Consider the following 23,829-nt stretch of genomic DNA (forward strand, 5'->3'; position numbering starts at 1 on the left):
AACAATTAATTTTCCTCGTACATTTCCATCCACAAACGGGTTTCTTCCAAATCGAGTTCTTTTTCTATTTTGCGGAAGATTTCTTCATTGACAGAACCAAATTTATGCATCGATTCTAATTTTGCTCGTTCTACATTCAATAGATCAATTTGGATTTTAGTGAAATCATTGAAAATTTCACCGCCAAGAAGTTTTCCATTTCCGAAGAAATTAGCTGGAAGTTCTGTCTTTTGCAAACGGTTGAATTTTACTTCGTATTTGCTTTTAATATTATGAAGCAACTCATCATTCAGTAAAGAAAAATTATCTTCTATATGTGCGATCGTTTCTGAAACAATAACATTTCGAATGTTATATTCTTCGGCAAGTATCGAATAACGTTCAATTTTTAGTTTCTTAATCAACCATGGAAGCGTAAGACCTTGTATAACCAAAGTCGACAGAATAACACAGAAAACTAAGTATATAATTAGATTTCGAAGCGGAAATTCTTCTGTTTTATTCAACATTAACGGAAGTGCCAAAGCCGCAGCCATAGAAACCACACCTCGCATTCCCGACCATCCGAAAATGATCATGTTTCGATAATCAAATTGTTCTTTTTCTCGAATCTTTTTACTAATTACCCGAGGAAGAATTGTAGCGGGAATAACCCATAAAAAACGAACTAAAATCACTACAATACTTATAACTGCTCCCCAAATGAACAACGAACTGCCAGAATAATTACTTATTCCTGCAATGATTTGCCTTAACTGAAGTCCAATTAAAATAAAGATTAAACCGTTCAGAATGTTATTTAAAACATCCCAAATTGTATTCGTCATAATTCGGCTTTCATGCGAAAAAATAGTTCCTGATCTTGCTGCCAAAAAAAGACCTGTTGTTACCACAGCCAAAACTCCAGAACCTTCAAAATGTTCGGCCAGAAGATACGATGCAAATGGCGTCAATAATGTAAGTGTTACTTCGATAATATCATCACAAACAAATCTTTTATGGATATAATACATAATATAACCAACAGCCAAACCTATTGCTATACCCAGAACCGACATTAATACAAAATTCAATCCTGCCTGCCACAAAACAAAATTTCCTGCTGTGATTGCCGTAAGCGCATATTTATAGGCAACCAGACCACTTGCATCGTTTACTAAACTTTCTCCTTCTAGGATCGCAATTAACCTCGGATTAAGCCCTAACCCTTTTGTAATGGCCGTTGCCGAAACAGCATCGGGAGGAGAAACAATAGCACCAAGCAAAAAAGCTAACGGCCAAGACATATCATCAATAAGCCAATGTGCTGAAACAGCAACAAGTCCTGTTGTAAAAAAAACCAAACCCACAGCTGCAAAAGTTATCGGACGTATGGACTGCTTAAAATCTGACCAGCTTGTATGCCATGCTGCATGATACAAAAGAGGCGGCAAAAATATAATAAATACAATTTCTGGACTCAAAGCAATTACAGGAAGTCCAGGAACAACACTAATAACAACGCCACATAAAACCAAAACAATAGGAATCGGAAAATTATATCTTTTACTAACAAGGCTAAGAAAAGCCACACCGAAAAGCAGCATTATGATTACGGTAATATTATCCATTTGAGATGGTTTTGATTAGATTTTGATTTATGGAATTTGGGTACTAAATTAAGATTTTATGACAACTAAATTAAAAAAATAGAATACCAATTTATTGACTTATGTCAAACTTTTTGGCTTTAAACAACTTTAGATTTGCTTCTTATTATTTCTAAAAAGGTTTTATGACAAGTACAGAATTAAGTCCGTTAATACAATTTGGAATTTCGAGTAAAGAACGTGTAGAAAATGCTTTGCAACAGCTTAAAAACGGAAAAGGCGTTTTGGTAACCGATGATGAAAACCGAGAAAATGAGGGTGATCTTATATTTTCTGCACAACACATAACTGTTCAGGATATGGCACTAATGATTCGCGAATGCAGCGGCATTGTCTGCCTTTGCCTTACGAATGAAAAAGCTGATGAATTGGAACTTCCATACATGGTAAAAGAAAACACAAGCAGTTTTCAGACTCCTTTCACGATAACAATTGAAGCCAGAAACGGAGTTACAACTGGAGTTTCTGCACAAGATCGCGTTACAACTATCAAAACAGCTATTGCAGCAAACGCAAAACCAGAAGATTTAGCAAAACCTGGGCATATTTTTCCTCTTAGAGCAAACAACAAAGGCGTCCTAGGAAGAAACGGTCACACCGAAGGAAGTGTCGATTTAATGAAATTGGCTGGCTTACAACCAGAAGCTGTTCTTTGCGAATTGATGAACGAAGACGGAAGCATGGCAAAACTAGACAAAATTGTTAGCTTTGCACAAGAACACGACTTAGTGGTTTTATCAATCGAAGATATTATTTACTACCGCAAATTCGTTAGAGATTATAACTAAATGATATACGAACAGCTTGGCAATTCTATTCGAAAAAGCATTAACGTTTCTGATGAAGATTTAGAAACCATTCTTTCCTATTTTAAACTCATCAAAAAAGGAAAAAATGAGATTTTGCTGGCTCAAGGTCAAATAAGTCAAGAAACATTTTTTGTTGCAAAAGGCTGTTTGAGAATCTTTTTTATTAATGAAGAAGGAAAAGATGCTACGAGATATATTGCTTTCGAAAATCAATTTGCAACAGCTTTAGTTAGTTTTATCACCAAAATGCCAGCGTTAGAAAATATTCAGGTTGTGGAGAAATCGGAATTGCTTTCTATTTCTCACGAAGATTTTAATCATTTAATGAAAATTATTCCGCAATGGCGTGAGTTCTACAGTAATTATCTTGAGAAAGCGTATGTAAATAATGCCAATCGTTTAATGTCATTTACCACAATGGATGCTTTGGAAAGATACAATCAACTTTTGAAAATAAATCCTGCGATTGTAAAAAGATTACCGAATAAAATTGTGGCTTCTTATATTAATATTTCTCAAGAAACTTTGAGTAGATTGAAGTCTAAGGTTTAAGTTTAGTTTGATTGCGGAGTTACTTGCGGAAATGTGCTTCGCCAATTCGCTATTGCTCGGGTCTCCTTCGTCGACATGACAAAACTATATGGAAAATCTTTGTGGATTTTCGCGTGTGATTCCTCGTTCCTCGGAATGACAAGTAGTACAAATAAAAAAAGCCGAATCTAAATTTAGATTCGGCTTTATGATTTTTATGATTCACAACTACTGCAAGAAACAAGACTAGTTACCAATTCTTTCGAAACACTTTGGCTTCTTTGGTAATATAAACTTTTCACTCCTTGTTGCCAAGCTTCAATCATCAAACGGTTTACATCTTTGATTGCCAATTCTGCTGGAATATTAAGATTTAAACTTTGTCCTTGATCAACAAATTTCTGACGAATTCCTGCTTGCTGTACAATTTCTAACTGGCTAATTTCTTTAAACGTTTTAAAAACATCTTTTTCAGTTTGTGTCAGCTGTTCCATGTGCTGCACACTTCCTCCGTTTAGCATTATTCCTCTCCAAACTTCTTCGTTGTCTAGCCCTTTTTCTTCAAGCAATTTTTTAAGGTATTTGTTTTTACGCATAAAGTTACCTTTACTCAATCCTGCTTTATAATAGTTACTGCTAAAAGGTTCGATTCCTGGTGAAGTTTGCCCTAAAATTGCAGAAGATGAAGTTGTTGGCGCAATTGCCATTGTGGTTGTATTACGTCTTCCGTAACCTTTTAGCAATTCTGGTTCACCATAAATTCTAGCCAATTCTTGACTAGCTTTATCTGCTTTATCGCTAATATGTTTGAAAATCTCCGTTGTTTTCATTTTAGCTTCCATTCCTTCAAACGGAATCATATTTTTCTGCAAATAAGAATGCCATCCTAAAACTCCTAAACCAAGTGCACGGTGTCTTTTAGCAAATTTATTCGCTGCAGAAAGATAATAGTTACCTTCAGTTTTTTCAATAAATTCCTGTAAAACAGCATCTAAGAAAAAGATCGCCAATTTTACCGCTTCAGTATCTTTCCATTCTTCATATAATTCTAAGTTCATAGAAGATAAACAGCAGATAAATGATTCATCATGCGTAGACGGAAGCATAATCTCACTGCATAAATTACTTGCGTTGATTCTTAGATTCTGATCTTTATAAACTTGCGGCTTATTTTTATTTACGTTATCACTAAAGAAAATATAAGGCAAACCTTTTTGCTGACGGCTTTCTAATACTTTTGCCCAAATCTGTCTTTTCTCGCCATCACCATCAATCATTTCCTGCATCCAATAATCTGGCACACAGATTCCGGTAAACAAATTCTGAATCGGATTTCCAATGCTTTTAATTTTCAAAAACTCTTCAATATCTGGATGGTCAATATCTAAATAAGCTGCAAATGCACCACGACGAACTCCACCTTGAGAAATCGTGTCCATTGCCGTATCAAAAAGCTTCATGAAACTTACTGCTCCACTACTCTTTCCGTTATCAGTTACAGCACTTCCGCGTTCGCGTAATTCACCAAAATAACCAGAAGTTCCTCCACCAATTTTAGTCTGCATAATTACTTCACCCAGTTTATGTGTAATTCCTTCAATCTTGTCTGGAACATGAACATTAAAACAAGAAATCGGCAAACCTCTTTCTGTTCCCATATTGGCCCAAACTGGCGAACTTATGCTCATCCAACCTCTTTCGATCATTTCCATGAAAGATTCTTTCAATTCTGGTTTGTACAGCCTTTTCGCTGCAGCGGTACAAATTCTATCGATTGCCCCTTCTACAGTTTCTCCTTTTAAAAGATAGCCACGATTTAAAATCTGTTCACTTTCAGAATTTTTCCACCACATTTTACTATCGTTTTGCGGTTCAAAATTAGTATTTGCTGAGTTTGTGTCTGTCGTATTCATAAGTATTCTGGGCTTGTATTAAAAAAGATCGTTTGCTGTAATGCTTTTATCGTGTTTTGTATATTCTACTGGACGTTTTGCAAAGAAATCGTCTAAACTGTTTGCAAAAACCTCTTCTTCAAACCAAGTCATTTTTGAATATTCTTCTGGAGCCACATTAAAAATAGTTTCAATATTAATTTGTTTTAAGCTCTCGTCAATTCTAAATTTCATGAAGTTTACTAAATCTTCTTTATTTATGGTTTCTATCGCTCCATCCTCAAAAATCCAGTCCAAAATAGCAGCTTCAACACTAATAGATTCTTTTACTGTTTCTCTAATTAACTCTAAAGTTTCTGCATCAAAATATTCTGGAAACTCTTCACGAATTTTATTAATGATATAGATTCCGCCATTGGCATGAATCTGCTCATCTATTGAAGTCCAAGCAATAATATTGCTCACATTTTTCATATAACCTTTGAATCTTGTGAAAGACAGCAAAATGGCAAACTGACTAAACAAAGACACATTCTCAATCAAGATACTGAACAAAATCAGCGAAACCATATATTTTCTGTTATCCTGAGATTTGGTGTCTTTAAGCACATTCGAAAGATAATCTACACGTCTGCGAATTACAGGAACATCCAATAGTTTTTCGAATTCGTCATTATATCCTAAAACTTCCAGCAAACGAGAATATGCTTCTGAATGTCTAAATTCACATTCCGCAAAAGTAGTTCCCAAACCGTTAAATTCAGGTTTCGGAAAATGCTCATATATATTACCCCAAAAACTTTTTACAGCTACCTCAATCTGTGCAATTGCCAACAAACTATTTTTAATTGCTGTTTTTTCTGCCAGATTTAAATGTGCATGAAAATCTTGCGTGTCGGCAGTAAAGTCTACTTCGGTGTGTACCCAGTACGCTTTATTGATCGCTTCGGTAAATTGCAGAACCTCAGGATACTCAAAAGGTTTGTAATTGATTCTTTTATCAAAAATTGACATATATATAGAGTTTTAAGTGACTATTTTAGAGACAGAAATATGAGCGCTTAAATTGGGGAGGGATTAGCGTGATTTCTATAATTACAAATTTAACCTACAGTTATTCTTTTGTTCCATTTTAGATGTTAAAAATCCATCCAATTATCAACAGTTTTAAAACTTCAAAAATTCGGTATGACTCAAATTTTATCAACATGAAAATAATGTTCTGTAATTCACATTGAACTAGCATTTTCCCTAAAATTAATATCAAGTTATCAACATCAAAAAATGGGCTTTTTGAAGGCAGAAATATAAACAGTTATCAACATTATGCTTTTGAAATTAGAAATTTGAAGAGGAATCTAGCGCGAAAAAAACGCTAGTTATTAATAATTATTCTAAATAATGTTTTGCACTTCAAAAATATAACCACCTTTATTACAACAAATTAACACATAAGCATTATTAAAAAACTTTAAAATCGAAAGGAAAACAACAGAACAGGGCTGAAGAATCTACCAAAATTTCATTTCCAAAAGTTTTAACATCAAAAAAGAGGAAGAAGCAAAAATTCCTTCTTGAAAAGACAACTTTTTCTCTTGGAAAAGAGACTTTCATTATGGTTCAAAAACGAACAAGATTAAAACAAAATTAAAATTTACTTAGGCAATTCTTAATTTTAAGAAAAACTAAAGCCGAAATGCCTTTTTACAGCAAATTATTCTTGCTTTAAGAATATTAATTTTTACATTTGCTTTTATTTTTATTTATTCTAAATAGATTAAAAATATTTCCCAAAATAAAATCAATCTTGAACAATTCTATAACCATAAATTATCGAAATATGAAAAAGAACCTTTTTGTTTCTTTTGCATTTGCTGCTACTTTATTTGTAAGTGCCCAACAAAAAAACTCCTTGTTAGATGCCGCTTTCTGGAAAACTTCTCCAACTGTTGAAACGGTTCAATCAGAAATCTCTAAAGGAAATAATCCAGCTGAAGCCAATGCCAATGCATTTGACGTTACTACTTTGGCTATTAATAATGACGCGCCTTTTGCAACTATCAAATTTTTGGTAGAACAGCCTGGAAATTCCGTTACAAAATTAACTCACGATAATCGTATCTATCTGCACTGGGCAGCTTATAGAGGAAATACAGAATTAGTACAATATTTAATTTCTAAAGGTTCTGATGTAAATTATGAAGACAGCCACGGAACTGCTCCTGCAGATTTTGCTGCTTCAAACGGACAGTCAGCTCCAGCAATGTACGATGCTTTCTTTAAAGCTGGACTTAATCCGACAAAAAAATATGCTAATGGGTCAAACCTTTTACTTTTAGCTATTGCTTCTGATAAAGATTTAAAAGCTGCCGAATATTTTTCGACTAAAGGAATGTCTTTAAAAGATGTGGATAATGATGGAAATACTGCTTTTACATATGCAGCGAGATCAGGAAATATTCCGCTTTTAAAGAAACTTCTAGAAAAAGGAATTAAACCAACAGATGATGCACTTTTATTTGCCGCACAAGGAAGCAGAAGAGATGCAAATACTCTTGAAACTTACAAATATTTGGTTGAAGAAGTAAAAATTAAAGCAACTGCTCAAAACAAAGCCGGACAAAATGTATTCCATTTCTTGGCAGGAAAACCAAATCAGACAGAAATTATTCAATATTTCTTAGCAAAAGGTGTTGATGTTAATAAAGCAGATAAAGAAGGAAATACACCATTAATGACTGCAGCTGCGGCAAGAGATGTGGCAGCTTTGGAACTTTTTCTTCCAAAAGCTAAAAACATAAATGTACAAAATCTAAAAGGAGAATCTGCTTTGACATTTGCTGTAAAAAACGGATCTCCAGAAGCGGTAAATTTACTTTTATCAAAAGGCGCTGATGTAAACGTAAAAGATAAAGACGGAAACAATTTAGGTGTTTATTTGGTACAATCTTATCGTCCGGCAGGAAGAGAGAAAGCGGCAACAGATCCTTTTGATGCAAAAGCAAAACTACTTCAAGATAAAGGTTTAAACTTAGCGGTTCCTCAAAAAGATGGAAATACTTTATATCATTTAGCGATCACTAAAAATGATGTTTCTCTTCTTAAAAAAATTACCGATTTAAAAGTAGACATCAATGCTAAAAACAAAGACGGTTTAACAGCTTTACACAGAGCGGCAATGACTTCTAAAGATGATGCTATCTTGAAATATCTAGTTTCAGCTGGCGCTAAAAAAGACATCAGCACAGAATTTGACGAAACTGCTTATGCTTTAGCAAAAGAAAATGAACTGCTTACAAAAAATAATATCTCAGTTGAGTTTTTAAAATAACTTTCAATAATTATGAGTTTTGAGTTATGAATTATGAGTTGAAAATTCAAGCCGTAATTAATAACTTAAAACTCTTAATTCAAAATTCATAACTTATAATTCATAATTTAATTTCATGAAATCAATATTAAAAATTGCTCTTACAAGCGCTTTTATCTTTTTAGTTTCTTTCCAATCTCAGGCACAATCGAGCAAGTATAAAATCATGCTTCAAATGAACAACTATATGGGAGAAGGTGCTTATATCGTTGTTTCTCTTGTTAATTCAGCTGGTGAGTACGAAAAAACGCTTTATGTAATGGGCGATGACAAAAAATGGTACAAATCACTAAAAGAATGGAACAAATTCCATACCCAGAAAAATGATGATATCAGCGCTAAAACTGGAGCTTCTGTAACTGGTGGAGACCGCAGTGTAACAACAATCGAAATCGAAAATTCTAAAATCAATAAAGGATATAAACTTCGTTTTGAGTCGGCTGTTGAAGATCAGAAATATTATGTGAGCGATCTTGAAGTTCCGCTTACAACTGAAGGTCTAGCTGAAAAAACAGACGGTAAAGGTTACATCAAATATGTAAGGTTAAACAAAATATAATCTTAAGCACATTATTTTTTAACCTTATAATGAGTACAAATTTTATTTTTGTGCTTAGAATTAAAATATGAGCTTTGTCATTGTTTTAAACTTTGACAAAGCTTTAAACGTTTTATAATAGAATACACTCAATGACTCTTTCTTTCTGGCGTTACGCACACTTGGCTTTGGCCCTGTTTTCTTCTATTTTTTTGCTTTTGGCTTCGGTAACCGGAATTATTCTGGCAGTCGATGCAGTTCAGGAAAAAACACTTCCGTACAAAGCTGAAAATTTTAATGAAATAACTTTGGGAGAAACCCTTCCTGTTCTAAAGAAAGCGTACCCAGAAATTACCGAATTAAGTGTCGATTACAATCAGTTTGTAACGCTTCAGGCTATTGATGCCGATGGAAATGATGTTAAGGCATACATTGATCCAAAAACAGGAAAAGCATTAGGAACTCCTGCAAAGAAAACCGAATTCATAAATTGGATTACGAGTTTACACCGTTCGCTGTTTCTTCATGAAGTAGGGCGCTTTTTTGTGGGCGTCATTTCTTTTTGTTTGTTATTAATCGCTATTTCAGGTTTTGTGCTAGTTCTAAAAAGACAGCGCGGCATCAGAAATTTCTTTTCTAAAATAATCAAAGAATATTTTGCTCAATATTACCATGTTCTTTTAGGAAGATTGGCTCTTATTCCTATTTTGATTATTGCACTTACAGGTACCTATTTATCGCTCGAAAGATTCAACTTTTTTATGGGTGAAGAAAAAGCAAAACCTGTAAAAACAGCACTTTCAGAAAACGCCAAAACAGTTTCGGTTTTCAATACCACTTTATTATCTGAAGTAAAAAAAATCGAATTCCCTTTTACAGATGATCCCGAAGAATATTATATCATTGAAACAAAAGACCGCGAGATTGAAGTCAATCAGGTTACAGGCGCTATAATTTCTGAAAAACGTTCTCCAATGACAGTTCAATTTGCCGCATTAAGTCTTGATCTTCATACGGGAAGAATTAACGGAATCTGGGCTGTAATCTTAGCAATTGCGTGTATCAACATTCTATTCTTTATTTATTCTGGTTTTGCGATTACTCTGAAAAGAAGATCTAGCCGAATTAAAAATAAATTTAAAGCAAGCGAGAGTAATTTTATCTTTTTAATCGGTTCCGAAAACGGAAGCACTTTCCGATTTGCCAATGCGATTCAGAAGCAATTAATTGAGAATGGACAAAAAGTCTTTGTAAGCGAACTGAATAAATTTACAGCTTATCCAAAGGCTGAACATATTGTTGTTTTCACTTCAACTCATGGTTTGGGTGATGCGCCTTCTAACGGAACACAATTCAAAACATTAATAGAAAAACAAAATCAAGATCAGAACATTAATTTCTCTGTGGTTGGTTTTGGCTCAAAATCGTATCCAGATTTTTGCCAATTTGCAATTGAAATAGATCAGCTTCTAGGAAAACAAAATTGGGCAGATCGTTATTTAGATTTGAAAACTGTCAATGATAAATCGGCTGTTGAATTTGTAGAATGGGTGAAATTATGGAGCGAAAAAACGGGAATTCCGCTGGCAACAACTCCATCGCTATATAATCATATTCCAAAAGGTTTACAGAAATTAATGGTTTTAGACAAAACGCCAATTTCTGATACCGAACATACTTTCATTCTGACTTTAAGAGCAAGTGCAAGAGTTAAATTCAGTTCTGGCGATTTATTGGCTATTTATCCTGCCAACGATTCTAGAGAACGCCTCTACTCTATCGGAAATCATTCTGGAAATATTCAATTGGTTGTAAAATTGCATCCAAACGGATTAGGTTCTGGTTTTTTAAATTCGTTAGAACCAGGAAATGTCATAAAAGCTCAGATTGTAAAAAATCCTGCTTTTCATCTTCCTAAAAAAGCTTCAAAAGTTGCTTTTATTTCTAACGGAACAGGAATTGCTCCTTTCTTAGGAATGATCGAACAGAATAAAGCTAAACAAGAACTTCATTTGTACAGCGGATTTAGAATGGAAACGCCAACATTAATGGCGTATAAAAAGTTCGCTGGAATCATGATTCAAAAAGAACATCTGGATGATTTTCATGTGGCGCTATCTCGTGAAGCTGAACATATTTATGTAATGGATTTGATTAAAAGAGATTCTATTTTCTTTGTGAATTTATTAAACAAAGGCGGTGTCATTATGATTTGTGGTTCGCTTGCCATGCAGAAAGATGTTGAAGCTATTTTGAGTGAAATGTGTTTGGCAAAAGGATTAAAAACGCTCTCTGAATATAAAGCCAATAAACAATTTTTAACGGATTGCTATTAGTGGCTAATTGTTAATTGTTAATTGTTAATTGTTAATTGTTGATTTAGATGACGTACAAATCCCAGAGGGATGACATATTTATAGATTTAATTTTATCCGCATATAGCCAAAGCCCCAGAGGGGCGACATACATAATCTAAAGATATCGCTCCTCTGGAGCTTTATTTTCCGTTATCAATCTATTATCTATAAATATTTTGCTCCTCTGGAGCTTTATTCATAGGTGTCAAATCTATTTCTATAAATATTACGCTCCTACGGAGCCTTTTTAAAACGCTATAAAAAGATTTTCATGCATAAATTATTTTCCTATAAAACTTCATTGTTTTTTGTAATTGTTTGCTGTGTATCTGCACATTCGCAAGTATTACGAAAAAGAACAACGCTTTTGATGGGCGGACGTTTTGATATTTCTATTGTAGACAAAGATTCTCTTTCGGCAGAAAAAAATATAGATGAAGTTATTGCCGAAATTACCCGAATTGAATATTTAATCTCCGATTGGAAACCGACTTCTCAAGTTTCTGAAGTCAATCAGAATGCTGGAATAAAACCTGTAAAAGTCGATCGCGAAGTTTTTGAATTGACTAAAAGAGCCATCAAATTTTCTGAAATCACAAACGGCGGTTTTGACATCAGTTTTGCGGCAATGGATAGGATTTGGAAATTTGACGGTTCGATGACGGAAATGCCTTCGGCGGAAGCCATAAAAAAATCGGTAGAAAAAGTTGGCTATAAAAATATTATCCTAGACAGCACAGAATCGACTATTTTCTTAAAATTAAAAGGAATGAAAATTGGATTCGGCGCTTTAGGTGAAGGTTATGCAACCGATAAATGCCGTGCGATAATGATTGCAAAAGGCGTTCAGGCAGGAATTATAAATGGTTCTGGAGATATGAGCACTTGGGGAAAACAACCCAACGGAAAAGATTGGAAAATCGGAATCACAAATCCGTTTAAGCCTGAAAAGATTTTGGCAGCTGTTCCTTTAATCGACGGTGCTGTTACGACTTCGGGCAGTTATGAAAAATTTGTAGTTTTTAACGGAAAACGTTATTCGCATATTATAAATCCTGCAACAGGTTATCCTGCCACTGGTTTATGCAGTGTAACAGTTTTTGGTCCAAACGCTGAAACCGCCAACGGATTAAGTACTTCTATGATGATTTTAGGTCAGAAAGAAGGCTTGCTTTTACTTCAAAAATTCCCAGATTATAGTTGTGTAATGATTACGGATAAAGGGAAAATTATTAGGTCTAAAAACTTCTCTTATAAACTGTGATTTAATTGTTAATTATCAATTGTTAATTATGAATTCTTTTGTCTTTCTGAGCGAAGTCGAAGAATATACGCAAAGTATAGTATTGATAATTGGGACGAAATAATCTCGCAAAGTCGCTAAGACGCAAAGTTTAGTTTTCTGTCATTTCATTAGTAATAACTGACTTTGAGATAAAAAACTTTAATAGAACTTAAAACAAAACTCTCCGCCTTCGCGCCTTTGCGAGATTAAAACATTCACTTTGTGTTTATCCTTCGACTTCGCTCAGGAGGACAAAACACGAATTCCTATTCACATCTTACATTTCACATTTTACAACTCATAACTCAAAAACAACATTAAAATAACATTAGAATCTCACTTTAAATTCTAATAATCTTCTAATTGCTTTATTTAGATTAAATTTAAATTATCATATAAGTTTGCAGTCCTATAAATAGTAAACTTACATGAGAATTCTTTACGCTCTCTTTTTTATGATGACTTTTTCCGGGTGGTCTCAAACCGGAAAAATTACAGGAAAAGTCTATTTTGCCAATAATGAAACTGCTTTTGGAGCATCGGTTCAAATAACAGGAACCAAGAAGTTTGTTGTCGTTGACAATGATGGTCAATTTGAAATAAAAGGTTTGGCTTACGGAAGTTACGATTTGGAAATTTCTTCGATGGAAGCTAAACCAAAAAAAGTAAACATATCTGTAAATCGTCCATCTCATCAAATCAATATTGCATTAGAAAAAATAACAGATCCCAAAGCGCTTAAAGAAGTTAAAATTGAAAAGAAAACGTTCAAAAAAGACATTATAGAAAAAGGATTTGCGGTAAATGTTATCGAAACGCAAGAAGCGGCAAAAAGAAATCTGCAAACCAACGATTTATTGGATCGTTCTGGAGGTGTGAGAATCAGGCAAAATGGAGGATTGGGTTCTGCTGTAACGTACAATATTAACGGAATGTCTGGAAATGCTATTCGAATTTTCATTGACGGAGTTCCGATTCAGACTTACGGCGCTTCTTTCAGTTTAAATAGTATTCCGCCCGCTTTAATTGAAAGAATTGAGGTTTTTAAAGGAGTTGTTCCCGCTTATTTAGCTGATGATTCACTTGGAGGCGCAATCAATGTGGTTTTAAAGAAAGGAGCAAAAAATAGTCTAAACGCTTCTGTTTCTTACGGATCATTCAATACCGTGCAATCGAATGTGAATGCTTCTTACAGAGACAAAAACGGATTCACTGTAAAAGCAAATGCATTTCAGAATTACTCGGATAATGATTATGAAGTTTGGGGAAAATGGGTTTACAATATCGCTCCAAATGGACGTTACGAATACATTCGTGCGAAGAGATTTGAGAGTATGTATCGTTCTTTTGGGGGACGATTAGAAGCTGGTTTTACCAATGTCGATTGGGCAGATAATCTACTTATCAGCTACAATGGTTCGCAAGATTTTAATCAGATTCAGCACGGACAATACATGACCAAACCTTATAAAGGACGTTTTAGTGAATCGGCTGCCAATGTTTTTAGCTTGAATTATAGCAAAAAAGACTTTCTAATTAAAAACCTAGATTTTTCTCTTATTTCTGTTTACAGTCACAGAAACGATGTGATAAATGATACAGTAAAATGGAACTACAACTGGAATGGCGAAAAAGCGTTGGGTCTCTATGGCCAGCCAATTTTAACCAATACTGGAGCCCAACAGGGCGCGCCAACCATCAATCATATGAGATCGGATATTTTTAATACTCGAGCTGGTTTAAGTTATGCAATTACTGAAAATCATAAGGTTTTGGTAAATGTTATGACTTACATTCTTGATCGAAATGATTATGATGAAATGCAGCCAGAAATTACTAGAAACTTTATAATTACAAGAGATTTAGCTAAAACCATTTCTTCATTTGCTTATGAAATGACGGCGTTTCAATCTCGATTGAGAGCGAATCTTTTTGTAAAAAATTACAATCTGAAAAATGAACAAAGAGATCCGCAAGTTGTAACTCAAAACGGGCAAAATGTAGTAAACGAAGTCATTACCTCTAAAAAAACCAATTATACAGGTTATGGAATGGCAACTTCGTACTCTATTCTGCCAAAAGTTATGGTTATGGCTTCTGCTGAGAAGGCAATCAGACTTCCTTCTGAAAATGAAATATTTGGTAATCCTGGAGAAAACATCATCAGCAATTCTAACCTAAAACCAGAACAGAGCAATAATTTTAATGCTGGTCTTCGTTTTGGTCCATACGAAATTAACCATCACAAATTTACTGTTTCAGGAAATGCTTTCTGGAGAAATACTGAAGACAAAATTGTACGTCAGATTAGCGATCGTGTAAACGAAGCGATTCAAGCTTCACCTTTCGTAAACTTAGGAAAAGCGCAATCTGTGGGTTTTGAAGCTTCTTTTCAATACTCTTTCAACAATCGTTTTTTTGCGGGAATGAATCTTTCAAAATTCAATTCGCTGTTTAAAGATAAATATGATAAAAACGGAAACGTTCTTCCGAACTATAATAAACAGCTTCCAAATGAGCCTTTCTTTAATTTAAACGGAAATCTTCAATACAATTTTAGAAATGTAATTCAGAGCAAATCAGAGCTTAATTTATATTACTACTGCGGTTATGTTGCGCCATTTTATACTTCATGGCTAGAAACCGACAGAACCACTGCACAGTTTCCACAGGATTTAGGTTTGAGTTATGTTTTTCCAAACAAGCAGATCACAGTAAGTTTTGATGCAAGAAATGTTTTTGACGAACAGGTTTATGACAATTTTGCGGCTCAAAAGCCTGGAAGAGCCTTTTATGTAAAACTCAATTATACTTTAAATAAATTTTAATCATTCAATACATAACTAATTTTTAAATGCAATAAAAATGAAAAAAAACACATTTAAATTATTTACCTCTAGCTTGCTAGTTGGTGCATTTGCATTGACTACAGCTTGCAGCAGCGACGATAACATAAATACTGAACCTGTTAACCCAGAAACAGACGGACGTTGGATTACAGTAGCTGGAGCAGTAATGCAGACAGATCCAGGAGACGGAAATGGTGGTACAAAAGTGTACGCTATTAGTAAAGCGAATGCTATAGATCCTAATTTTTCTGTAAATGTTTACGATCAAGGTGTACCGGTTCAATCTAGCAGAACGGCGCGTTTACAATCTTCTGTTGACGGAACTACGCTTTTCAACATTACTTATACGGGTGCAAATGGTGGAGAATTTATGACCTACAAAGTAAATGGAGGAAACAATTTTGCACAATCTGATGCTAAAGTAAATATTTCTCAATATGCGGGCACTTCTCCAAGATGGGTAAAACTTTTTGACGGAGATAAAACAGGTGTTGCAGTAAACATTGCTACTCCAATTGTTAGTGTAAACGAAGACAAATCATATAAAAATACAAGAGGAAAAGCGACTGTTTTATCTCTAGACATGAAACAGACTTTAATCTCTGCTTACAAACAATATGATATTCCATTGACTGCTGAAGAAGAAGCGCAAGGACACCATATTTTCCGTTTAGATGCTCCAACATTAAACAAAGCGGGCAACAAATTGATCATTGGAACTTGGATGCGTAAAACAAACATAACTAACCCAAAAGAAAACGAAAGTTCATTTACTCGTTTAGGTTCAAAATCTGTTGTGGTAGATTATCCTTCTTTAGAAAATCCAGTGGTAATTACTTCAAAAGTTGCTTTTGGTGATACTAGCGGATACAGAAGTTTTAACAGCTTTGTAGCTACTGACGGAAACATTTACCAAGCAACACAAAGAGATACTCAAAAAGGTTCTTATATCTTAAAAATCAACCAAAACAATCAATACGATGACAATTATGTATTTAGTTTAGATACTGCTTTAGGAGTAAAAGGAAGCTATATTGACGCTTGGAGATATGTTGGAAACGGAATTGCTTATGCGGTTTATACTTTTGAAGGTACGAATCAAGGTTATGTAGCAAGACTTGATTTGAATGCTAGAACAGCACAAAAAGTTGAAGGTATTGATTATGATGCTGACTTAGATTTTGGACAATACCAAGGTTTTGTTGTTGATGGAAACAGCTTCTACATTGCTGTTACTCCAGTTGGAAAAGACGGTAACATTTATGTAATTGATATTCCTTCTGGAAAAGTTACTAAGGGTGCCAAATTATTGAACAAACCAGGAAACCACTACATTGGTGTATTCTAAAAATATACGACTGTAAAAACAGTCCGTAAAAATTCATCACTTGAGTTTTTTTTTAATCGAACATTCCGCTTCTATTTATAGCAAGCGGAATGTTTTTTTATGATTAAAATTTTGAAGCAATTATTATTTAGACTTTAAATAAAAGACGGCGTCTATACCACTTAATAGACACCGTCTTTTCTAACAAACAAAAACTAATTAACTTAACTCATTTTGTGAAATTGAACAGGCTTTAATTTCACTAGTCGACTTAATTTATTGTATGGAATAGTGCTTTGTTTAGTTCTGTTTAATGAAAACCAAAGCTTCTTCGTAATTGGCAATTTGTATGAGTGCGTTATAAATATATTTAGCAACTAATTCGCCTCCATCTGAATTAATCAAATCAATATCATCTTCTGGCGTATGATATTGGGGATGTCCGCCTGTATGGAAACCAACTGCCGAAATGGATTCTTTGTAAAAAGAAACATGATCTGAACCGCCTACATCACCAGCATGAATAACAGGGTTTAATCCTGAGTTTTCTTGCAGCTTTTTCATTAATTCTACTCCGTTCGGAAAAGTTCCTGCGCCACCCATATAAAGTTCTTTTTTATCGTTCAATCTTCCGACCATATCCATATTGAGCATTACTTTTACAGCTTCTTTTGGAACTGGAAGATGATTGACAAAATATTTTGAACCCAGTAATCCTTCTTCTTCTCCGCTAAACGAAATAAAAATGATACTTCGTTTTGGTTTTACTTTTTGTTTTGAGATTTCTTCTAAAATGCACAGCAAAGCCGAAACTCCAGACGCATTATCATCTGCTCCGTTATGAATAGCAAAGGCTTCTTTCTTTTTACTTCCAGAACCTTGTCCGCCCCAGCCCCAGTGATCGTAATGCGCACCAATTACTATGTATTCGTTTTTCAAACTAGAATCTGAACCTTCAATGTAACCCACAACATTTTGCGTTGACACACTATCCGATTTCATTTTATTGATTCCTTCTTTAACAAATACTTTGAAAGGCTGATAATAACTATCATTGAATTGCTTTAAACCATATTTTTTAAAATACTTGAGAATATAAGCTGCTGCTTCATTGTTTCCTTTTGTTCCAACAAAACGTCCTTCTAATTTATCTGATGAAAGAAATTTGTCATGTTTGTAAAAGGTCTTAGACATGTCATTACTTTGCGCATTCAATTGAATACTCAAAAATAAAATTGCTGGAAGAAAGTGTTTTAAAGTTTGCATATTTTGTTTTACAGAATATTATAGACTAAGCTCAAAAGAAGTATGTTTAATATATTTTCGATCATAAGTATACAAAATGTGTATTCTCTTGTCTGTGGTTTGGATTATGGCTGGATAACTGAATTCTCCTTTTTCCTGTTTTTCGAGATCGAATAATTTCGTCCATTTTAAACCATCTTTAGAATATTCTACGTCCAGAAGATTTCGTCCGTTAAACCAGTCTTTTCCAATTGGCAGCGGATTATTTACTAATAAAAACAGATTTTTGTTTACTGTTAAAGCATCGATACCCGAATTGGAATTAATGACATTTATGGTATTGGTTCTAATCCAGCTTTTACCATTATCTCCAGACCAGCTCGAAACCACTTTATTGTGTTTGCTTCGAGACAGCATCTGAATATCACTCTTGCTATGAATTAAAAATGTGGGCTGAATGATATCGAAATTCTGAGTGTTTTCTACCGCTATTTTCTTCCAAGAATCTGTAGCTTCTGTATATTCTTCAACATGCACACGCCATTCGTCGGTACCTACACTTTCTGTACTGCTTCCACATAAAATTACGCCTGGAGTAGTTTCGATTGGTTTGTTTCGAATTGGACCTAAAATTCCTTCTGGAAGATATTTTGGTTCTCCCCATGTTGTTCCGTTATCTTTTGAAACCATCATAGCGCCAAACCATTCTCTCGGATTTTTTCCGATTTTATAAAACAAATACAAATTCTGGCTTTTGCTTTTAAACAAAACCGGATTCCAGCATGGCAAGGTATCTCCGTTTTTAATTAAAGGCTGAATCAGTTCTTTTGGTGCAGACCATTTTTTGTCTTTATAAGCTGAAATATAAATTCCGACATCTTTTGCTCCTTCATATTTTCCGCCAAACCAAGCTGCTAAAATTTCGTTTGGTTTGTATTCGACCAAAGTTGAGGCGTGACTATTGGTTGTAACAGGCGGATCTGCAATATAACTGCTTTCGATATTTACCGCTTTTACCTGTGCGTTTATTTCATTCGAAAAAAGAAATAAAGCCAATAGCGCTGCAACAGTATATTTTGTCTTTAAAATCATTTTATTTTGATGAAAATTAATATTGTATGTTATGAATTAAAGTTGGGGCAAAAATTCACTGGCCTTCATATAAAACAAAAGGAGAGTTACCTCTCCTTCTGCTCAAGTAACAAATCGATTGATCTATTACTTTACCAAATTAATTATTTTGTGTCCCACCAAAGTCTTGTTCCACCAGAGTCTGGACCTCCTAATTTAGAAACTCCATCTTCTACAGCCGCTTTGTTTGATGAGTACTCGTTTGTCGTGTAAATAATTCTTTTCATCAAAGATTTTCCAACTCCAGCATCTGGATTATCAGTGTTTAAAACTGGATAGATTACTTTAGCATCGCTTCTTCTTAAATCTGCCCAAGCTTCCCAAGATTCTGGGAAAATTGCTAAGTATTTCTGTACTGCAATTTGAGTTCTTTGATCAGCAGTAGATGCAGACCATGCAACTGGCAATTTAACTGGAATATCTTGTAAATCTAAAGTTGGATATACGGTCAAAATGTTTGGCAATGTTGGCAATGATGTTCCTGCAATGTAAGCGTTAACGTCAGCTGCTTCTGTAATTCCCCATTGTGCAAGCGATAATCTAATACCTGTTTCATACAAAGTTTTAGCATCTGCTCCCATATTCCATCCATTTAAAGCTCCTTCTGCTCTACTTAAATAGTTTTCTGAAGCCATGAAGATTTCAATGTTTTTAGTTTCGCTAAGTGTGTTATTAGGACCATTTCCTAAAACATTATTGTTGAATTTAGAGAATTCAGTAGTTCCGAATTGATCTTCTAAACCTCCAACTGGATTTCCTCTGTACACTCCTGAAGCAATTGGCGCAAACCATTTAGCTAAACGTGGATCGTTGTAACCAACTAAGATACTTTCCATAGAAGATGTCATTACATAACCCCAGCTGTTTACAATCATATTTAAATTGTTTGGCGTAATGTTACTTGCCTTAAAGAATGCACTTTGATCATTTGTCTGCATAACTCCAGCAGCAACCGCAGCTTCAGCCTGAGTTTTTGCATTTGCAGGATCTTTATCAGAAATTCTTAAAGCCAAACGTAATCTCATACTGTTTCCAAAGATTCTCCATTTGTCAACACTTCCTGCATAAACTCTATCATTTGGGGCAAGAGAAGCAACTGAAGTTGCAGAAGTAGAAGTTAATGTTGCATTTGCTTCGTCCAATAATTTAAAGAAATCTGCATAAATAAATTCTACGCTATCGTAAGGAACTTTATCTTTTCCGTTACCAGCTTCAGTATAAGGAATTGGTCCGTAAGCATCAACCATTTGGTTGTACATGAAAACCTTCCAGATTTTAAGAACAGCTGTAGCTTCTGCATTTCCTTGAGATGCTTTAAAAGCATTTGATAAGGCTGGAGCCGCAACAGTATAAAATCTTGTCCATCCTCTACCTTCATATCCATTTACGAAAGCATTTCTTTCTGTTCCGTATCCACAGTTTAAGTAATGGATAAAAGTTGAAGATAAAATACCTGTAGCAATACCCCAAGTACCTTGATCATCTATACCTGATGGTGATGAATAAGAACCATTGTGGATACCTGCGTACAATGCAGATGCAAATGCAGGGCCTGCCAATGTAGCATCTAACTGATCTTCAGTCAACGAATTAGGGTCTTTGTTTATTTCATCAAAATCGCCAGTACAGCTTGATAAAATCGAAACTGCCATTAATGCAACTCCTAATGTTTTTATTTTAAAACTATATTTCATGATATCTCTTTTTTAATTAAAATCCGAATTTAACATTCACTCCATAATCTCTCGTCGATGGAATGTTGAAAGATTCTATCCCTTGTAAGTTACCTGTACCTGCTCCTGCTTCTGGATCAAAGTATTTCGCTTTGTTTAAGAAGAAGAATAAATTTCTACCTACTAATGAGAAATCAACGCTTGTAAATCCTGAATTGCCCAATAAGCGTTTTGGCATTGAGTAACCAAAAACAAGCTCTCTTAATCTGATGTTTGTTGCATCATAAATAAATGGCTCTGCAATTGGAGTTCTTTGACCGATAGCTGTCCAGTATTGTTCAGCATTGATGCTTGTTGTGTTTGGAGAGTAAGTTCCGTTTCCGTTAGCTACAACACCATCTACAATGATTCCGCCATTTCTTCCTGCTAAAGTAATATCGCTAACCCCTAAACCAGCTTGTCTAGCTTGAGTGTATGAAATAACTTCACCACCAATTCTAAAGTCAACCAAGAAGCTTAAAGAGAAATCTTTGTATTTAAAGTTGTTTTTGAAACCTGCAGTCCAATCTGGATTAAAGTTACCAGCACGAACATCAAAACCATTTGTCGCTAATGGAATACCAGCACTGTTTACAATGATGTTTCCGTTTGGATCTCTTTGGAAACCTTTGATGTATAAATCACCATATTCACCACCAACAACCACTTTGCTTCTCACTAAACGTCCTTCACCAAGAACTAATTCATCTCTTCCTTCAAAGATAGATTTTACTTTAGATTTATAAGAAGCGTAGTTTGCTGTAATATCCCAAGTAAAGTTTTCTGTTTGGATTGGAGTTGCAGTAAGCGTAAGCTCGATACCTTTATTTTCAATATCTCCACCATTTACGATCGCTCTAGAATATCCAGAAGGTTCTGGTGTATTGATGTAGAAAATTTGGTTATTGGTTAAAGTATTGAAATATGTGAAATCTAAACCTAAACGATTGTTGAAAAATCTAACATCGGCACCAAACTCTGTAGAAGAAGAAATCTCTGGTTTTAAGTTTGGATTTGCTTTTGTGCTTTGTCCGTATAGCATACCACCGTTTCCTCCAATGTATGAGAATCTTTGCTGTGTTTGATAAGGATCTGTATCGTTACCCACTTGTGCATAAGAAGCTCTTAATTTAGCAAAGCTAATTACTTCAGGTAATGTAACCATATCTGAAATTACAGCAGAAAGTCCGAAAGATGGATAGAAATAATCTTGAGGCAAAGTAGAAGACCAGTCATTTCTAGCTGTTAAGTCTAAGAATAAATAGTTTCTGAAACCAATTTGACCAAATCCGTAAACAGAATTGATTCTTTTTTCTGAAGCTGTAGACGTAGATTGAACTGTTTGAACGTTTGATAACGCAAAGAAGTTTCTTTTACTTAAAACACCGCCAGAATTTAAAGCTGAACTATTTTGCTGCAATGAACTCGCACCTGCATTAAGGCCAACAGAGAAATCTCCGAATTTTTCGTTGTAAGAAAGTAAAGCATCAATGTTTAATTCGCTTACTGTCTCATAAGATTCGCTATAAGAACCCATGTTACTGTTGAAAGCTGCTGTAGCATATCTGTTTCTTACGTTTTTGTTTGTCATTTGATCTAAACCAGCTCTACCTTGCAAGCTTAACGTTTTTGTAAACTCATATTTAAGAGAAGCTAAACCAATAAATCTATTTCTTTTATCTGTACGAGCATCATCTCTCAAAGCAGACCAGAATGGGTTTCCGCCAGGAGCTCCAGTTTCATCTAGGAAATAGTTTACTTGTCTTTGTCCTGCAGCGTCAAAATATTCGAAATCTTTGTAATCGTTGTAAGCAATACTACGAGGCAATAAATAAGCAGATGTTCCAATAGACTCTTCACCCGTTCTCAATAAGTTATCGATATCTTGAACGATGTAGTTTGTTTTAGCATCTAAAGTTAATTTATCTGTAATCTTGCTTGTCAATCTTAAGTTAAGATTGTGTCTGTCCATTTGGTTTCCACCCACAATACCTTCAGCACGTGTGTTAGTATAAGAGAAATAACCTTGTGCTTTTTCGTTACCAGCTGTAACTGTCAAAGTGTTTGCTAAGTTATATCCTGTTTTGTAGAAATCAATAACGTTGTTTTTCTGTGGAGAATAGCTTTGTGTAGCTGGTCCAGCATAATTTGGATTACGAACCAACTGCCATGCAGATACCTGACGTCCGTCTAAAGGTGCACCCCAGCTTGAGCTTGAGTTAGAAACATAATTTCCGTTTGTTCCTTGACCGTATTCGTTTTGCAAGTTCATCAAATTATAAGCAGAAGAAGCCATAAAGTTAGATGATAACGAAACCGAAGTTTTTCCAGCTTTACCCGATTTAGTTGTAATTACGATTACACCATTTGATGCTCTAGAACCATAAAGAGCAGCTGCAGATGGTCCTTTAAGAACAGTCATCGAAGCAATGTCTTCTGGGTTAATGTTAGAAATACCATCAGGTTGTGTAGTTCCTCCTGTATCAATATCAGGATTTGTATTTGTTGTTCCGTTAGAAATTGGCACACCATCTACTACGTAAAGAGGCTGGTTGTTTCCATTTAACGATCTGTTACCTCTTAAAGTAATTCTAGAAGAAGAACCAACACCATTTGAAGTAGTTGAGAAGTTAAGACCTGCAACTTTACCAGAAAGTGAGTTGGCAACGTTTAATGATCTTGCTTCAGATAACTCGTCTACAGAAACGTTTTGTGCAGAATACGTAATGGCTTTTTTCTCTCTTTTAATACCAAGAGCGGTAACCACTACTTCTCCTAACTGCTGCGTATCTGGGCCAAGAGTTACATTAATTGTAGATTGTGATCCCACAGCAACTTCTTTTGTAGCAGATCCTACATAAGTAAAAACTAAAACTGCTGATTGATTTGGAACACTAATACTGTACTTACCATCAAAATCTGTTGAAGCACTTGTTTTAGTTCCTTTAACAATAATATTTGCTCCAGGAATCGGAATCCCGCTTTGAGCATCTGTTATCGTTCCTTTTACTGTTGTCTGCGCTTCTAGGGCTTGAAACCCAAAAAGGCATATGACAAACAGTAATTTTAGTACGTTTTTAATCATATTAGTTGTTTTTTTAGAGTTAATAACATGTTAAACTTAAGAATACATT

The 23,829-nt window shown here is 34.7% G+C and carries 15 protein-coding genes; 8 read left to right on the forward strand and 7 right to left on the reverse strand.

The genetic code is table 11. The features are described from left to right. Window positions 1–5: 5 nt before the first annotated feature. A complete protein-coding gene (locus OZP10_RS22580; protein WP_281632903.1) occupies window positions 6–1,610 on the reverse strand; it encodes a Na+/H+ antiporter in 1,605 nt (534 codons plus the stop codon). A 164-nt stretch (window positions 1,611–1,774) separates the two neighbouring features. Between OZP10_RS22580 and ribB the strand changes: the two genes are divergently transcribed. Together ribB and OZP10_RS22590 are read left to right on the forward strand one after the other, a co-directional pair. Further along, window positions 1,775–2,437, forward strand: coding sequence for a 3,4-dihydroxy-2-butanone-4-phosphate synthase (ribB, locus tag OZP10_RS22585; protein ID WP_281632904.1), 663 nt, complete (start codon window positions 1,775–1,777; stop codon window positions 2,435–2,437). Then, window positions 2,438–3,010: a Crp/Fnr family transcriptional regulator gene (locus OZP10_RS22590; protein ID WP_281632905.1), complete on the forward strand. Its 573-nt coding sequence runs from the start codon at window positions 2,438–2,440 to the stop codon at window positions 3,008–3,010. It abuts the gene before it with no gap. Window positions 3,011–3,204: 194 nt separating this feature from the next. Here OZP10_RS22590 and OZP10_RS22595 read toward each other — a convergent pair whose 3' ends face one another. Together OZP10_RS22595 and OZP10_RS22600 are read right to left on the reverse strand one after the other, a co-directional pair. Then, window positions 3,205–4,842 (reverse strand): ribonucleoside-diphosphate reductase subunit alpha, encoded by a 1,638-nt coding sequence (locus OZP10_RS22595; protein WP_432419410.1) that lies wholly within the window; start codon window positions 4,840–4,842, stop codon window positions 3,205–3,207. Window positions 4,843–4,920: 78 nt separating this feature from the next. After that, entirely contained in the window at window positions 4,921–5,895 is a 975-nt protein-coding gene (locus OZP10_RS22600) for a ribonucleotide-diphosphate reductase subunit beta (protein ID WP_281632907.1), read from the reverse strand. An 826-nt stretch (window positions 5,896–6,721) separates the two neighbouring features. On the opposite strand from OZP10_RS22600, the gene OZP10_RS22605 reads away from it, so the two are divergent. The 6 genes from OZP10_RS22605 to OZP10_RS22630 all read left to right on the forward strand — a co-directional run bounded on the left by OZP10_RS22605 (window position 6,722) and on the right by OZP10_RS22630 (window position 16,628). Continuing rightward, a complete protein-coding gene (locus OZP10_RS22605; protein ID WP_281632908.1) occupies window positions 6,722–8,212 on the forward strand; it encodes an ankyrin repeat domain-containing protein in 1,491 nt (496 codons plus the stop codon). 115 nt (window positions 8,213–8,327) lie between these two features. Beyond that, entirely contained in the window at window positions 8,328–8,810 is a 483-nt protein-coding gene (locus OZP10_RS22610; RefSeq protein ID WP_250836299.1) for a DUF2271 domain-containing protein, read from the forward strand. A 131-nt stretch (window positions 8,811–8,941) separates the two neighbouring features. Continuing rightward, window positions 8,942–11,125 carry a PepSY domain-containing protein gene (locus tag OZP10_RS22615; RefSeq protein ID WP_281632909.1) on the forward strand — a complete coding sequence of 728 codons (2,184 nt, stop codon included), beginning with the start codon at window positions 8,942–8,944 and terminating at the stop codon, window positions 11,123–11,125. Window positions 11,126–11,417: 292 nt separating this feature from the next. Continuing rightward, window positions 11,418–12,410 (forward strand): FAD:protein FMN transferase, encoded by a 993-nt coding sequence (locus OZP10_RS22620; RefSeq protein ID WP_281632910.1) that lies wholly within the window; start codon window positions 11,418–11,420, stop codon window positions 12,408–12,410. 449 nt (window positions 12,411–12,859) lie between these two features. Continuing rightward, window positions 12,860–15,259: a TonB-dependent receptor gene (locus OZP10_RS22625; protein ID WP_281632911.1), complete on the forward strand. Its 2,400-nt coding sequence runs from the start codon at window positions 12,860–12,862 to the stop codon at window positions 15,257–15,259. A gap of 37 nt (window positions 15,260–15,296) precedes the next feature. Next, a complete protein-coding gene (locus tag OZP10_RS22630) occupies window positions 15,297–16,628 on the forward strand; it encodes a DUF4374 domain-containing protein (RefSeq protein WP_281632912.1) in 1,332 nt (443 codons plus the stop codon). A gap of 279 nt (window positions 16,629–16,907) precedes the next feature. Here OZP10_RS22630 and OZP10_RS22635 read toward each other — a convergent pair whose 3' ends face one another. The 4 genes from OZP10_RS22635 to OZP10_RS22650 form a co-directional block, all read right to left on the reverse strand. Beyond that, window positions 16,908–17,873 carry a M20/M25/M40 family metallo-hydrolase gene (locus OZP10_RS22635; protein ID WP_281632913.1) on the reverse strand — a complete coding sequence of 322 codons (966 nt, stop codon included), beginning with the start codon at window positions 17,871–17,873 and terminating at the stop codon, window positions 16,908–16,910. Window positions 17,874–17,891: 18 nt separating this feature from the next. Then, a complete protein-coding gene (locus OZP10_RS22640) occupies window positions 17,892–18,944 on the reverse strand; it encodes a sialidase family protein (RefSeq protein ID WP_281632914.1) in 1,053 nt (350 codons plus the stop codon). Between the two features lie 143 nt (window positions 18,945–19,087). Beyond that, window positions 19,088–20,677: a SusD/RagB family nutrient-binding outer membrane lipoprotein gene (locus OZP10_RS22645; RefSeq protein ID WP_281632915.1), complete on the reverse strand. Its 1,590-nt coding sequence runs from the start codon at window positions 20,675–20,677 to the stop codon at window positions 19,088–19,090. 16 nt (window positions 20,678–20,693) lie between these two features. Continuing rightward, window positions 20,694–23,780 (reverse strand): SusC/RagA family TonB-linked outer membrane protein, encoded by a 3,087-nt coding sequence (locus OZP10_RS22650; protein ID WP_281632916.1) that lies wholly within the window; start codon window positions 23,778–23,780, stop codon window positions 20,694–20,696. Window positions 23,781–23,829 lie beyond the last annotated feature (49 nt).

The organism is Flavobacterium luteolum, from assembly GCF_027111275.1.
Classification (GTDB): domain Bacteria; phylum Bacteroidota; class Bacteroidia; order Flavobacteriales; family Flavobacteriaceae; genus Flavobacterium; species Flavobacterium luteolum.

Coding starts and splice junctions, on each gene's coding strand:
- OZP10_RS22580 (WP_281632903.1), bottom strand. CDS start 1,610: ATGGATAATATTACCGTAATCATAATGCTGCTTTTCGGTGTGGCTTTT.
- ribB (WP_281632904.1), top strand. CDS start 1,775: ATGACAAGTACAGAATTAAGTCCGTTAATACAATTTGGAATTTCGAGT.
- OZP10_RS22590 (WP_281632905.1), top strand. CDS start 2,438: ATGATATACGAACAGCTTGGCAATTCTATTCGAAAAAGCATTAACGTT.
- OZP10_RS22595 (WP_432419410.1), bottom strand. CDS start 4,842: ATGTGGTGGAAAAATTCTGAAAGTGAACAGATTTTAAATCGTGGCTAT.
- OZP10_RS22600 (WP_281632907.1), bottom strand. CDS start 5,895: ATGTCAATTTTTGATAAAAGAATCAATTACAAACCTTTTGAGTATCCT.
- OZP10_RS22605 (WP_281632908.1), top strand. CDS start 6,722: ATGAAAAAGAACCTTTTTGTTTCTTTTGCATTTGCTGCTACTTTATTT.
- OZP10_RS22610 (WP_250836299.1), top strand. CDS start 8,328: ATGAAATCAATATTAAAAATTGCTCTTACAAGCGCTTTTATCTTTTTA.
- OZP10_RS22615 (WP_281632909.1), top strand. CDS start 8,942: ATGACTCTTTCTTTCTGGCGTTACGCACACTTGGCTTTGGCCCTGTTT.
- OZP10_RS22620 (WP_281632910.1), top strand. CDS start 11,418: ATGCATAAATTATTTTCCTATAAAACTTCATTGTTTTTTGTAATTGTT.
- OZP10_RS22625 (WP_281632911.1), top strand. CDS start 12,860: ATGAGAATTCTTTACGCTCTCTTTTTTATGATGACTTTTTCCGGGTGG.
- OZP10_RS22630 (WP_281632912.1), top strand. CDS start 15,297: ATGAAAAAAAACACATTTAAATTATTTACCTCTAGCTTGCTAGTTGGT.
- OZP10_RS22635 (WP_281632913.1), bottom strand. CDS start 17,873: ATGCAAACTTTAAAACACTTTCTTCCAGCAATTTTATTTTTGAGTATT.
- OZP10_RS22640 (WP_281632914.1), bottom strand. CDS start 18,944: ATGATTTTAAAGACAAAATATACTGTTGCAGCGCTATTGGCTTTATTT.
- OZP10_RS22645 (WP_281632915.1), bottom strand. CDS start 20,677: ATGAAATATAGTTTTAAAATAAAAACATTAGGAGTTGCATTAATGGCA.
- OZP10_RS22650 (WP_281632916.1), bottom strand. CDS start 23,780: ATGATTAAAAACGTACTAAAATTACTGTTTGTCATATGCCTTTTTGGG.